The sequence below is a fragment of the Streptococcus sp. 22.1 genome, assembly GCF_016648645.1.
Lineage (GTDB): Bacteria > Bacillota > Bacilli > Lactobacillales > Streptococcaceae > Streptococcus.
The window spans coordinates 134,746-147,834 of sequence record NZ_JACLQK010000004.1; the positions used below are offsets into that span (position 1 = coordinate 134,746).

14 protein-coding genes are annotated in these 13,089 nt (G+C 40.7%); all 14 read right to left on the reverse strand.

The window, feature by feature from the left end:
* Positions 1-9 precede the first annotated feature (9 nt).
* The 14 genes from H7U04_RS03185 to ndk all read right to left on the reverse strand — a co-directional run bounded on the left by H7U04_RS03185 (position 10) and on the right by ndk (position 13,033).
* Positions 10-810: a PhzF family phenazine biosynthesis protein gene (locus H7U04_RS03185; protein WP_201042872.1), complete on the reverse strand. Its 801-nt coding sequence runs from the start codon at positions 808-810 to the stop codon at positions 10-12.
* Positions 811-920: 110 nt separating this feature from the next.
* Positions 921-2,441 (reverse strand): ABC transporter permease/substrate-binding protein, encoded by a 1,521-nt coding sequence (locus H7U04_RS03190; RefSeq protein ID WP_201059297.1) that lies wholly within the window; start codon positions 2,439-2,441, stop codon positions 921-923.
* Positions 2,434-3,162: an ABC transporter ATP-binding protein gene (locus H7U04_RS03195; protein ID WP_201042877.1), complete on the reverse strand. Its 729-nt coding sequence runs from the start codon at positions 3,160-3,162 to the stop codon at positions 2,434-2,436. The genes H7U04_RS03190 and H7U04_RS03195 overlap by 8 nt, the downstream gene beginning before the upstream one ends.
* Positions 3,155-4,009 (reverse strand): SDR family oxidoreductase, encoded by an 855-nt coding sequence (locus H7U04_RS03200; RefSeq protein ID WP_201042879.1) that lies wholly within the window; start codon positions 4,007-4,009, stop codon positions 3,155-3,157. The genes H7U04_RS03195 and H7U04_RS03200 overlap by 8 nt, the downstream gene beginning before the upstream one ends.
* Positions 4,010-4,027: 18 nt before the next feature.
* On the reverse strand, positions 4,028-4,477 hold the full coding sequence (locus tag H7U04_RS03205) for a MarR family winged helix-turn-helix transcriptional regulator (RefSeq protein WP_073689342.1): 450 nt from the start codon (positions 4,475-4,477) through the stop codon (positions 4,028-4,030).
* A gap of 162 nt (positions 4,478-4,639) precedes the next feature.
* Positions 4,640-5,359, reverse strand: a complete 720-nt coding sequence (gene budA, locus H7U04_RS03210; RefSeq protein WP_073689341.1) for an acetolactate decarboxylase — start codon at positions 5,357-5,359, stop codon at positions 4,640-4,642.
* A gap of 15 nt (positions 5,360-5,374) precedes the next feature.
* Positions 5,375-7,051: an acetolactate synthase AlsS gene (gene alsS / locus H7U04_RS03215; protein ID WP_021146813.1), complete on the reverse strand. Its 1,677-nt coding sequence runs from the start codon at positions 7,049-7,051 to the stop codon at positions 5,375-5,377.
* 211 nt (positions 7,052-7,262) lie between these two features.
* Complete coding sequence (locus H7U04_RS03220) at positions 7,263-7,604, reverse strand: hypothetical protein (protein ID WP_021146812.1); 342 nt, start codon at positions 7,602-7,604, stop codon at positions 7,263-7,265.
* 97 nt (positions 7,605-7,701) lie between these two features.
* Positions 7,702-9,072, reverse strand: coding sequence for a hypothetical protein (locus tag H7U04_RS03225; RefSeq protein WP_257056574.1), 1,371 nt, complete (start codon positions 9,070-9,072; stop codon positions 7,702-7,704).
* Between the two features lie 57 nt (positions 9,073-9,129).
* On the reverse strand, positions 9,130-10,962 hold the full coding sequence (lepA, locus tag H7U04_RS03230; RefSeq protein WP_002891049.1) for a translation elongation factor 4: 1,833 nt from the start codon (positions 10,960-10,962) through the stop codon (positions 9,130-9,132).
* 121 nt (positions 10,963-11,083) lie between these two features.
* A complete protein-coding gene (locus H7U04_RS03235; protein ID WP_171963656.1) occupies positions 11,084-11,248 on the reverse strand; it encodes a hypothetical protein in 165 nt (54 codons plus the stop codon).
* A 99-nt stretch (positions 11,249-11,347) separates the two neighbouring features.
* Positions 11,348-12,112: a (S)-acetoin forming diacetyl reductase gene (locus tag H7U04_RS03240; protein WP_073690133.1), complete on the reverse strand. Its 765-nt coding sequence runs from the start codon at positions 12,110-12,112 to the stop codon at positions 11,348-11,350.
* Positions 12,113-12,324: 212 nt separating this feature from the next.
* Positions 12,325-12,618, reverse strand: a complete 294-nt coding sequence (locus tag H7U04_RS03245; RefSeq protein WP_201042883.1) for a rhodanese-like domain-containing protein — start codon at positions 12,616-12,618, stop codon at positions 12,325-12,327.
* A 1-nt stretch (position 12,619) separates the two neighbouring features.
* Entirely contained in the window at positions 12,620-13,033 is a 414-nt protein-coding gene (ndk, locus tag H7U04_RS03250) for a nucleoside-diphosphate kinase (RefSeq protein ID WP_171963568.1), read from the reverse strand.
* Between the last annotated feature and the right edge of the window lie 56 nt (positions 13,034-13,089).

Genomic DNA, 13,089 nt, shown 5'->3' on the forward strand with positions numbered 1-13,089 from the left:
AGACAGCATCTAGTCTGTCACATAAATCTCGCCACGGCTATAGAGGGCGGCTTTTCCTGCAAGGTAAATCCTGTCTCCTTCAAGACGACAAATAAGATGACCACTTCTCTTAGAGGCTTGATAAGCTCTAAATTCTTCTTGTCCTAACTTATTAGCCCATAAGGGAATGACATGACAATGACCAGAACCACAAACTGGATCCTCCATGACTGTTAATTTTGGTGCAAAACTACGTGTAACAGTATCATAGTTTTTACCTTTAGCTGTGATATTTAGGAGTAAGCCATCTAATGCTTTAACTTTATCAAAATCTGGAGTCGCAGCAATGACATCATTTTCATGAGGGAGGATACACACTAGGTCTCTTCCCAGCCACGCTTCAAGCGGACGAATACCGATTGCTTCTTCCATCTCACTTGTTACTGGAACTTGGTGCATCGAGTAAACTGGGAAATTCAGCTCATATAGCTCTCCTCTTTTGGTTACCAAAAGCTCCCCACTCTGAGTTGTAAAGGTTAGACTATCAACATCCACTTCTATAAATTGAAAGAGAACAAAAGCAGTTGCTAAAGTAGCATGACCACACAAATCGATTTCTCCACCGGGAGTAAACCAACGTAAATCGTAATAGCCGTTCCTTTTAACCGTAAAAGCTGTCTCAGAGAGATTGTTTTCTTTGGCAATATTCTGTAAGGTATTATCCGACAACCATTCGTCCAGAAGACAAACAGCAGCCGGGTTTCCTTTAAAAACAGTATCTGTAAAAGCATCAACGATAAATTGTGAAATCGTAAATTGACTAATTGGCATGAAGGGCTCCTTAATTTGTTATCTTTATTATATCTGAAAATAGGATAGAAAACAGACAAATAGTAACTAAAAAAGTTATTTAAAAAGTTACTTTTTGTGCAAATTTTCCATTATTTCTTAATAACACCTTCTTTTACTAAGAAATCATGTGCGACTTGGGCAGCCGGTTTACCTTCTACTCCCACTTGGTAGTTCATCTGGCTCATTTGCTCTGCTGTGATTTTACCAGCTAACTTGTTTAGAATGCCTTCCAATTCTGGATGTTTCTTAAGAAGAGCTTCTTTCATGAGGGGAGCCCCTTGATATGGCGGGAAGAGTTGTTTGTCATCCTCTAGGGCCACAAGGTCATAGCGAGCAAGCTCAGCATCCGTTGAGTAGGCATCTGTTATCTGGATTTCACCAGACTGGATCGCCTGGTAGCGAAGGGCTGGCTCCATGGTGGAGACTTGTAGATTAAGACCATAGATTTTCTGCAAGCCCTTGTTCCCATCCTCTCGATCATTAAACTCTAGCGTAAATCCTGCCTTGAGTTGTCCTTCCACCTTTTTCAAATCTGAAATTGTCTTGAGGCCATACTCTTGGGCAATATTCTTAGGCACCGCGACAGCATAGGTATTCTGATAAGCCATGGGTTTGAGCAAGGCCAGGTTGTCTTGTCGCTTGATCCCATCTCGAGCCGCTTGATAGACTGCTTCTGGATCATGGTCGACTTGCGGCGCCGGCTTGAGAAGACTTTCGGTCACGGTTCCTGTAAACTCTGGATAGATATCAATATCCCCTTTTTTCAGAGCTTCATAGAGGAAGGTGGTCTTGCCAAAATTTGGTTTAACAGTCACTGTCATGTCCGTGTTTTCTTCGATCAAAATCTTGTACATATTGGCTAGAATTTCCGGTTCAGGACCTAACTTCCCAGCGATGACCAGATTTTCTTTTTCAGGTTTGGGAAGAAAACTTGGTGTATAAGATACTCCCAATCCGATAACCATTACCGCAAAAGCCACAAAGATGGTCCGCAATTTAGTCTTTTCCATCCATTTGAGAAGAAGGTTAAAGGCGATGGCCAAGAAGGCTGAAGACAGGGCACCGATCAAAATCAGACTGGCATTATTGCGGTCAATCCCTAGAAGGATAAAGGAACCGAGTCCTCCTGCTCCAATCAAGGCGGCTAGAGTAGCCGTCCCGATAATCATCACAGCTGCTGTTCGAATCCCAGACATGATGACGGGCATGGCCAAGGGAATCTCAAATTTCTTCAAACGCTCCCACTTGGTCATCCCAAAGGCAACCCCCGCTTCTTCAAGGCTTGGATCAATTCCCTGTAAACCGGTGATGGTATTTTGAAGGATGGGGAAAATGGCATAGATGACGAGAGCTGTCAAGGCCGGAAGTGTTCCAATTCCCATGATGGGAATGAAGAGGCCCAAAAGGGCCATGGAAGGAATAGTCTGGAAGATCCCAGCCACCTGTAAAACCCAGTTGCTGGCTCTCTTGCGTGTACTTAAATAAATAGCCAGAGGGACCGCCAGAAAAATCGCAAGGAGAAGGGTCAGTAATGACAGTTGCAAATGTTGCGCCAGTGCAGTGAGCCAGTCCCCAAAGCGTTCTTGAAAGGTTGTAAGTAGTTTAGACATGGTGAGCACCTCCAAACAAATCTGCCACAAAGTCGTTGGCAGGTTGGGCTAGAATGGTCTCAGAATCCGCCACCTGCACAATCTCTCCTTCTTGTAGCACCGCAATCCGATCGCCTAATTTCAAGGCTTCATCGGTATCGTGTGTAACAAAGATAGTGGTCATGCCGAACTCCTTGTGCAAGTCTTTGGTAAGAGCCTGTAGCTGTTTGCGAGAAATGGCATCCAAGGCTGAAAAGGGCTCGTCCATCAATAGAATCTTTGGTTCTCCAATGATGGCCCGCACAATTCCAATCCGTTGTTGCTCCCCACCAGATAACTCACTTGGCTTGCGATTTGCATACTCTGCAGCAGGCAGACCTACCTTGTCCAAGAGTTCTTCTGTTTTAGAGGCTATTTGGCTTTTAGTCCACCCTTTCATCTCTGGAATTAAAGCAATATTCTCAGCGACAGTTAGATTTGGAAAGAGAGCAATGGCCTGCAAAACATAACCAGTAGAAAGACGTAACTCTCGTTCATCATAGTCCTTGATGCGTTTTCCGTCCATATAAATATTGCCATCTGTCGGCTCCAAAAGACGATTGATCATCTTGATCATGGTGGTTTTTCCAGATCCTGAAGGACCCACTAGCACCATGAATTCTCCGTCTTCAATATGGAGATTGACATCTTTTAAAATGTCTGTATCCGTGTAGCGCAGGACTACATTTTTATATTCAATCATATTCTTCCTCAATAAGTTTTCTGTCTCTAAGAGTATCCAATAGGCTACTTGCCGGATGTCCTAGAACTTTTTCGATATCTGTTGAAACCCCAGCTTTTTCCCCAACTTTAATCGCTGTATAGGTGCTGACCCAGGCATCGTACTCCCAAGTTTGTGCTGGCCATTTTTTCCGTGACTCATATGCTTCTTCTACTGTTTCATCCACATACGCGATGGCTTCACCGGTCTCTTTTGAGAGAAGCGCTACGATTTCTTCCATGGAAAGATCCTCTGGCCCTGTCAGATTCAAGGTTTGATTTTCCCACTCCTTAGGATTTAAAAGAATCTCTGCTGCAACCCTAGATGTGTCCTTACGGGCAACAGCTGACACAAGGCCACTGCCGGCCGGACCACGAATTTCTCCATTTTCAAGTGAAAGATCAATCAAGAAATCCAAGTAAAAATTATCTCTCAAAAAAGTATAGGTGAACCCTAAATCCTTGATATAGGCTTCCGTCTGGGCATGATCTCGAGACAAAGTGAAAGTTGCCTTCTCATCTGCCCCATAAAAAGAAGTATAAACGATATGTTGCACCCCTGCTAGTTTTGCAGCATCTAAAAAGTCCTTGTGCTCCTTGACACGATCTCGATTTTCCCGAGCAGAGACCATCAACAAGATATCAATCTCCTCCAAGGCCTCAACCACTTTTGGAGTATTTGTATACGACATTCTACGGATTTCCGCAGACGCGTAAACTTTTGCACGCTCTGGGCTTCTTGCTAGATGGACTGAAGCGATTCCTTTTTTATCGACAAGATCAGCCACATAGGAACCTAATTTCCCTGTTACACCTGTAATTCCAATCATAACTGTTGCTTCCTTTCCCTAGATGTCATTCTCTTTAGCTTTTAGATTTGAGATTATACGCTCTTGATAGGCCTCAAATTCTTGGATTTCGTTATCCGAAAAGCCTTGGTAGAATATCTCTCCCAGTTCCTGACTGACGCGATCTCCAATTTCTTTTTGCGCCCAACCTAATTCCGTCAAGACTACAAACTTCTTGCGCTTGTCCTGGTCACTCTGTTCAATCTTAACCAAGCCTTGCTCGACCAACTTCTTTATCATGCTAGTCAATGTGTTATTAGCTAGTCCCGTCGCTAGAGCAATATCAGTTGCAGTTGCCCTGCCTTGCTCTTTTTGCCATAAGACTGTTAAAATTTTCCCTTGTTCACTTCTGTATTGAGCATCTGGTTCCTTGCTCAAGAGTTTTTGAAAGATACGCCCGTTCAACAAACGTATCTGTAAAGCTTGGTAGCCCCCTTGCATCTTGTCCATTTTGTCTCCTTTTTATTTCTATATCGAAATATCACAGTCATTGTATCACTGTTCGTTACATCTGTCAACTAATTCGATATCGAAATAATTATAAAAACAAAAAAACTTTCCTAATCATCTAGGAAAGTTCTAACTATAATCGATTGATATCTTTAAAATATTTTATTCAGCCTTGGTAATATCTTCACGCATCTCATCGACATTGAATTTAGCAAAGAGATACTGACGGTCTTGAACTGGGAAACGTTGATCGAGTTGGTCAACTGGACCGACTTCAACTATACCATTGTCAATAATAAAGTCCATGACATGCCCACCAAATGATAAATCATCTGATATAAAATGTAAATGATAGCCAGCCACGCTCACACCGTGGAACATTTCTGGTGTCCAAATCCCAACGATGGTACCTGAAATATTATCAGATTCATACTCTGGTTGATGAGTCGCAACTTCAGCAAATTTCGTATCAGGAGTAGACTTAGGTATCATGCGGACATGCATGTGTTTAAAATGCCCTTTAATCTTGATGGAACGGAAGAGATTAACCCCATCATAGTAAGATTCAATACGATCCTCAAGTTCTTTATCAGTCATTTCAAAACGTTGACGGAAGATAACTTCAGCTTGGTGAGGTACGACTGCTGCATAGGGAACTTTTTCATCTGGAGAAACTTCTACCACTTCGACTTTACCTTCAGAGCCTTTAGCTTGATAGGCTTTACCATCAAGAACAATCAACTCCCCATCAATAGAATCTAATGTTCCAAGACCCAAGTCTCCATGCTCCAACAATTCACCAACTGTTAAAGTACCTCCATAAAGCCCAGCCATCAAGGCTCCCAAAGTATTATATTGAAATAATTTTATGGCTTCAGACATGTCTACACCCTCTTTTTAGTAAAATTCATCTGGCAAAATAGTTTCGCCGAGTTTAATATTATCTTTATAGTCGATTGGAACATCAATAAGGACTGGTCCATCTACAGCTTGAGCCAAGGCTTCTTGGAGCAAGCTAGAAAACTCCTCTTTACTTGTTGCACGATAACCTTTCGCTCCAAAGCTCTCAGCATATTTTACAAAATCAACTGGACCAAAGTCAACCCCTGATGAACGACCGTACTTCATTTCTTCCTGGAATTCCACCATATTGTAATGGCCATCGTTCCAGATAATATGAACAATTGGCAATTTCAATCGAACTGCTGTCTCCAATTCTTGTGCTGAGAAGAGGAAACCACCGTCACCAGAAACAGAAATGACTTTTGTCTTAGGACGAACCAAAGCTGCAGAGATGGCCCACGGAAGAGCAACCCCCAAAGTTTGCATCCCATTTGAGAAAAGCAAATGACGTGGTTCATAAGATTTGAAATAACGAGCCATCCAGATATAGTGACTACCAACGTCAACGGTAACTGTCATATCATCATCCGTTTGTTCTTGTAAAACTTCAATTAAATCGAGTGGATGTACGGTACCTTCTTCAGGCTGACGGTCAAATTTAACATCTTCGACGACTGTATTTTTTAACCCTTTTAGATATTCAACTGATCCTTCAGGTAATTTGTAGCCTTGAATAGCTGGCAAGAGCAAGTCTAAAGTTGCTTCTACATTGCCAATCAATTCACGTTCTGGCTGGAAGTAAGTATCCACCTCAGCAGGTTCAACATCAATTACGATAATACGTGCTGAAATTTCAGCATTCCAGTTACGTGCTTCATACTCAATTGGGTCATAACCAATGGCAATAATCAAGTCCGACTTCTTAAGCAACATGTCCCCCGGTTGGTTACGGAAAAGACCTACACGACCAAAGAAAGTATCCTCTTCAAGGTCACGTGACACGATACCAGCACCTTGGAAAGTTTCAACAACTGGTAATTTAACATGTTTCAAAATCTGGCGAATAGAGTAAGTTACAGCTTCTGATGAAGCACCGTTCCCTAAAAGTAAGACTGGCAATACGGCATTTTTTATCGCCTGTGCGAGATAGTTAATATCAGAAACAGATGCTGAACCAAGTTTTGGATCCGTCATAGGCTTGATAGCCTTAACACTGACCGGAGCATCAGTCACGTCTTGAGGAATTGAAATAAAGCTTGCACCCGGTTTCCCTGACTTAGCATGGCGATAGGCATTAGCAACCGTTTCAGAAAGGGTATTAGCATCATGTACTTCAGCAGCATACTTGGTAATCGGTTCAAGCATAGCAACGTTATTCATTGATTGATGGGCACGTTTCAAAAGATCTGCACGCTTAACCTGACCACCAATAGCAAGGACAGGATCTCCTTCATCTGTCGCTGTTACCAATCCAGTAGCCAAATTTGAGACACCTGGACCAGATGTTACCAATACTACACCGGGTTTCCCTGTGATACGTCCAACACCTTGAGCCATAAAAGCAGCATTTTGCTCATGACGGGCAACAATCAATTCAGGTCCCTTATCTTCCAAAGTATCAAAAACCCTATCGATTTTTGCACCTGGAATCCCAAAGACATAATCAACATCATGGTTGATCAAACTATCAACCACTAAATCCGCACCATACAATTGCTTTTCTTCTGACATGAACACAGTCCTTCTGGCCCTAAAATGATAGAGCCAATTTTCCTTTCAAGTATAAGTCACAAAGTGTCAAAGTCTGCTCGTTTTTTCACAAACTTTTATCACTTCACAATTCTATTATCATTATAGCACAGTTTTCAGACAATCTTGTGAAAAAAAGATTGTGAATTTTTGAACTTCTATCACAAAAAAACACCTGATAACCATCAGATGTTCATGTATTTTTTACCTTAGCAAACTCTCGATTAAGATAATTTTGCAAGCCTTCAAAAATCTCTATTAACTGGAGATAATTAGACAAGCTTGAGCGACCAGGGATATCTACCACATCCAAAGAAATGCGTTCCAGGTCTTTTTCATAGAGAATGCGGAAGGATACCACTGCTTGATTAGAAAAATAATTCTCCCCTGCTAAAATAAAGCACTCATAGATGATGCCAACAGGATTAGCAACCTTCAATTCAATACGAACTGCGCCTAATCCCAAGGCCTCCACTTGCTGAAAACGCTCCAGAATAGCCTGGCGCTGACTGGGGATAAAACTCATGATATCCATAGTGGCCCTCCCAAGATTCCTTTTTGTCTATTATAGCCTAAAGCTGAGAAAAATGCTTGTGATGGGTTTCTTGATAAGACTAAAAGCCCATGAATCCTTATTTAGCTTCTTTATAATCTCTAAAGTCCGATTTTATAGTGTTATCGTAATCATGTTTATCTACCCACTCCTTAATATCAGCAAACGAATGAATTTCCTTCCTAATACCAGCACCGTCCTCTACAGAAATTACAATTGCTTGCTCTCCATTTGTTCCCAACCAATGTAAAATATCATTGGTCTGCTCTTCAGGAGAAAAATAGATTTGTGATTGTTTGTCGTACTCTCTATCTCTATAGGACTCATATTGAGCCAATTTCTTTTTATAGGCATCATATTTCCTATCATAATCTTTTTGGGCTTTTTGACGTGCTTTTTCGTAAGCTCGATAGTCTTTCTGATAGTCTTGTTCTGCCTTTTGGTTAAGAATCTCACTAAAACTTAAAGGTTTAATAGGAAAAATAGAATCAGGAAAAACATTAAATTCTGGAACTTTCTTTGGCTCGCTTGGTTTATTAGGTAGGCTGCTTTTCACTGGCTCAGTGGGAGCGACCGGAAAATCTCCCTCCTTACCTTGACGGGTCAATACTTTAAATTTCTTTAAGGTATTGCTGTTTGTTGTTGTCTGATTAACAGCCTCTTCGTAAATAGGCTTAACTTCAGAATTTTCATTAAATAGATTAATTTGATTCTCTTGTTTTGAAGTATCTACATTATCAATCACTAGGATCACATTTAGATGAGCTGATAAATGGTTGTTTGTTTGAGCTGGAGACATTCTTAAAAGCTCATCCAAGTTTCCTTCTCTCTTTAAATATCCCCACATGTTGCTATCATTCACCTGATTACGAGCAGAAGTCTTATCACCAAAATAAAGCATTTCATCCTTACTGTAAGAATAATCTGGTAGGTCTCTAGTTAAAAATTGATTCGTATCTAAATTGTAAGCAAATTGCTTATCGTTTTGAGAATTCTCCAAGAAAACATAATCATAACCATCAATCGATCTTAAAGACACAGCCAACTCCTTAATATCTTTAAAATCTTTTATTTTCTTCAAATATGGGGTCAAATTAATAGTTTTCTTTTCAAAATTTTTGTTGATATCATAAACTACCAAATGAGCTTGATGGAGACTACTCATGGTGTCGTAATAGCGAACAAAATGATTTCTACCAATCATCTCAGTAGCTACATTATCTTCAGAATTATAGTAAGTGGGTTCTTCATGACTAATTGCAACATATTGATGACGATTACCAAAAATATCATTGGAAGTTACTTTATCAGCTTTTAGAGCCATCTGTAACTCTTCTACAGCTTTTTCATGAAATTTGTGCTTTGTATATATATTCCCTAAAAAGAAAAGCATTAGTATAGTCGCAGTATAAATCCTTCCACGCTTTGAGAAGGGGAATTTTAAAATCATCTTTATCAAAACTTTTATTACAAAAATAGCCAGAACATCACATTCTGACTATTACTCTTATTTCTCATCTTCGTCCATTGAAAGTACTGATAAGAAGGCTTCTTGTGGTACTTCAACCGAACCGATGGCTTTCATACGTTTTTTACCGGCTTTTTGTTTTTCGAGGAGTTTACGTTTACGTGAAACGTCACCACCGTAACACTTAGCCAAGACGTTTTTACGAAGGGCTTTGATGTCTGTACGGGCAACGATTTTTTGACCGATGGCCGCTTGGATAGGCACTTCGAATTGTTGACGTGGAATGATTTTCTTAAGTTTATCAACGATAAGTTTTCCACGCTCGTAAGCAAATTCCTTGTGAACGATGAAGCTAAGGGCATCGACCTTGTCACCATTAAGGAGAATATCCATTTTCACCAATTGTGAGCGACGGTATTCTGACAATTCATAGTCAAAGCTTGCATAACCACGTGTAGATGATTTCAATTTATCAAAGAAATCAAAGACGATTTCAGCAAGTGGAATCTGATAGATAACGTTCACACGATTATCATCGATATATTCCATGGTTTCAAAATCACCACGTTTACGTTGTGCTAACTCCATAACCGCACCAACATACTCTTGAGGAACCATGATTTGAGCTTTAACATAAGGCTCTTCAATAGCATCAATACGTGTAGGATCTGGGAATTCAGATGGGTTAGACACTTCAAGCATCTCACCGTCAGTAGTGTTAACATGGTAAACTACCGATGGTGCTGTCATGATGAGATCAATGTTAAACTCACGTTCCAAACGCTCTTGGATAACATCCATGTGAAGAAGACCCAAGAAACCACAACGGAAACCAAAACCAAGGGCTTGAGACGTTTCAGGCTCAAACTGAAGACTAGCATCGTTCAACTGGAGCTTTTCAAGAGCTTCACGCAAGTCATTGTATTTATTAGACTCAATTGGATAAAGACCGGCGAAGACCATTGGATTCATTTGCTTATAGCCATGGAGTGGCTCTGCTGCTGGATTATCCGCAAGTGTTACTGTATCACCGACACGGGTATCCGCAACAGTCTTGATTGAGGCCGCGATATAACCAACATCACCTGTCGCAAGGTAGTCACGGCCAACAGCTTTAGGCGTGAAGATACCAACTTCAGTAACATCAAAGGTCTTGCCATTAGACATCATTTGAATCTTATCTCCTGGTTTAACCATTCCGTTAACCACACGCACTTGGAGGATAACCCCACGGTAGGCATCATAAACAGAGTCAAAGATAAGGGCTTGGAGAGGCGCTTCGACTTCACCTTGAGGTGCAGGAACTTTCTCAACGATTTGTTCGAGAATCTCCTCGATACCGATACCAGCTTTAGCTGATGCAAGCACGGCTTCAGAAGCATCTAGTCCGATAACATCTTCAACCTCTGTACGCACACGTTCAGGATCTGCAGCTGGAAGGTCGATTTTATTGATAACTGGTAAGATTTCCAAGTCATTATCTAGGGCCAAGTAAACATTGGCAAGTGTTTGCGCTTCAATTCCTTGAGCTGCATCCACCACCAAGATTGCACCCTCACAGGCAGCAAGAGAACGTGACACTTCATAAGTAAAGTCCACGTGTCCTGGTGTGTCGATAAGGTGGAAAATATATGTTTCGCCATCTTTAGCTGTATAGTTAAGCTCAATGGCATTTAGTTTGATAGTGATACCACGTTCACGCTCGAGGTCCATACTATCAAGGAGTTGCGCCTGCATCTCACGACTTGATACTGTCTCAGTCTTTTCCAAAATACGGTCAGCAAGGGTTGATTTACCGTGGTCAATATGGGCAATAATAGAGAAGTTACGAATCTTCTCCTGTCGTTGTTTTAATTCTTCAATATTTGGCATTTTTATCTTTCCTAGTTCTTACTTGTGATTATAAAAAAACTAATCGTTACCTTCTATTATACAAAAAAGACAGGCTTTTGCCTATCTCTAATATCTGCTTTCTGACCGTATTTAGTCCTTCTTACTTCTTAAAATTATCGTTGTAGTGCTTATTAATAATTGCCGAGCGCTTGTTTTCTGTAGAACTACTTGAAAATGGAGCTAAACCGAAGGCTAGTACAACAATTCCCAATAGAATGAGACTAAAAAATGGGTGCTCTATAATATAGTGTAAAATATCTGACATAGAAAGGCTCCTTTTAAAGCATAATTAATTACGATTATATTATCAGAAATATTATGTTTTATCAAGCAAAAAAAGAGAGCCTTCCGCTCTCCTTTTATTTTAATGGAATTGCATTCCACCATCCACGATGATGGTTTGACCTGTGATGTAGTTTGAGTCAGGTCCAGCCAAGAAGCTAACTGCTGCTGCCACATCTTCAGGTTCTGACAAACGTTTGAGAGTAATATCTTTAGCAAAAGTTTGCATACCCCATTCATCATCTTTACCAGCGTTCTTACCAACTTCATGAGCAATGTCAAACATCATTGGAGTCTTAACGATACCTGGTGCATAAGCATTGACAGTGATGCCTGATTCAGCCAAGTCACGCGCCAAAGTTTGAGTGATACCACGAACTGCAAATTTAGTACCACCATAGACAGTCAAGTTAGGGTTACCAACGACACCAGCTTGAGATGTTGCATTGATGATTTTACCACCATGACCAAGTGCTTTGAATTGTGCTTGTGCAGCTTGAGCACCCCAGATAACGCCACCGACATTGATGTTAAATGTACGTTGGAACTGTTCTTCAGTAATAGTATCAAGTGGTGTTGTTGGTGCCACACCGGCATTATTAACAACAACATTCAAGTCACCAAAGTGATCAACAACTTTTTGGAAAGCAGCTGCTACTTCAGCTTGTTTAGATACATCAGCTACAACCGCAAATGCTCTGTCTGCTGACAATTCAGCAACCGCTTTTTCTGCAGTTTCAGCGTTGTAGTCCAATACTCCGACTTTAAAACCATCTTCAACCAAACGTTTTGCAATCGCAAAACCAATACCTTGACCTGCACCTGTAACAATAGCAACTTTTGACATACGAAATCCTCCTCTACCAATTAGAGTCACTGGCTTAATACCGAGCCTTATCTCAATTGGAATACGCTAAGTTAGTCAAGTTCTGGCAAAGTCATTTTCATAGGCTTTGTCTTAACTCAATTAAAATTCTACTCCTTTATGAAAACGTAGTCAAGTAATTATCAAACTTTTCTGAAAACAAATAAGACCACCCTTGGGTGACCTTATTCCTATTATTCTTCAAATTCAAAACCTAGTGCTTCCATATCGTCCAAGCCACCCAAGTTAGTCACCTTAGTATAGCCTCGCTCTTTAAGAACTGATGCAGCAAATTCTGCACGAGGCCCCATTTTACAATAGAGGTAAATTGAAGCGTCTTTTTCAGCTGGAATGTCAGCTGTGAAAATCTGCGTGTGAGGTATTAATAAGGTATCCTTAACATGACCTTCTGCATACTCTTCTGGACTTCTGACATCAATTAACAGTCCACCCTTAGCTAAATCAGATTGAATCTTTACTAAATCCATCTTACTCACCAAACCAAATCTGAATTTCTCGAGCCGCAGATTCTTCTGAATCAGAACCATGAACAATATTTGGAATCATGTCCCCATCTGGTGCAGTTGCAAAGTCTCCACGAATCGTTCCTGGAGTAGCATCCCCAGGATTGGTTGCTCCCATCATATCACGCCATGACTTGATAACACCTGGGCCAGACATAATACCAATAACTGCTGGGCCACTCATCATGAATTCAGAAATACTAGGGAAAAATGGTTTATCAACCAATTGGGCATAATGTTCTTTAAGACGTTCTTCGTCAAGCATCAGCATCTCCATACGCTCAATAACGAAGCCACGTCGCTCAATTCGATCAAGCACTTGACCAATTAAATGGCGTTTAACAGCATCTGGTTTAATAATAAAGAATGTTTTTTGCATGTTCCCAACCTTCATCGTTTTTTTCCATTTTACCATAGGAAGTATCATTTTGCAGG

Bases quoted from the DNA above. Each gene is read 5' to 3' on its own strand.
- H7U04_RS03235 (WP_171963656.1), bottom strand. From the start codon at position 11,248: ATGTCAGATATTTTACACTATATTATAGAGCACCCATTTTTTAGTCTC.
- budA (WP_073689341.1), bottom strand. From the start codon at position 5,359: ATGTCTGAAGCCATAAAATTATTTCAATATAATACTTTGGGAGCCTTG.
- H7U04_RS03240 (WP_073690133.1), bottom strand. From the start codon at position 12,112: ATGTCAAAAGTTGCTATTGTTACAGGTGCAGGTCAAGGTATTGGTTTT.
- H7U04_RS03225 (WP_257056574.1), bottom strand. From the start codon at position 9,072: ATGATTTTAAAATTCCCCTTCTCAAAGCGTGGAAGGATTTATACTGCG.
- H7U04_RS03245 (WP_201042883.1), bottom strand. From the start codon at position 12,618: ATGGATTTAGTAAAGATTCAATCTGATTTAGCTAAGGGTGGACTGTTA.
- H7U04_RS03190 (WP_201059297.1), bottom strand. From the start codon at position 2,441: ATGTCTAAACTACTTACAACCTTTCAAGAACGCTTTGGGGACTGGCTC.
- H7U04_RS03205 (WP_073689342.1), bottom strand. From the start codon at position 4,477: ATGGACAAGATGCAAGGGGGCTACCAAGCTTTACAGATACGTTTGTTG.
- ndk (WP_171963568.1), bottom strand. From the start codon at position 13,033: ATGCAAAAAACATTCTTTATTATTAAACCAGATGCTGTTAAACGCCAT.
- alsS (WP_021146813.1), bottom strand. From the start codon at position 7,051: ATGTCAGAAGAAAAGCAATTGTATGGTGCGGATTTAGTGGTTGATAGT.
- H7U04_RS03200 (WP_201042879.1), bottom strand. From the start codon at position 4,009: ATGATTGGAATTACAGGTGTAACAGGGAAATTAGGTTCCTATGTGGCT.
- H7U04_RS03185 (WP_201042872.1), bottom strand. From the start codon at position 810: ATGCCAATTAGTCAATTTACGATTTCACAATTTATCGTTGATGCTTTT.
- H7U04_RS03220 (WP_021146812.1), bottom strand. From the start codon at position 7,604: ATGGATATCATGAGTTTTATCCCCAGTCAGCGCCAGGCTATTCTGGAG.
- H7U04_RS03195 (WP_201042877.1), bottom strand. From the start codon at position 3,162: ATGATTGAATATAAAAATGTAGTCCTGCGCTACACGGATACAGACATT.
- lepA (WP_002891049.1), bottom strand. From the start codon at position 10,962: ATGCCAAATATTGAAGAATTAAAACAACGACAGGAGAAGATTCGTAAC.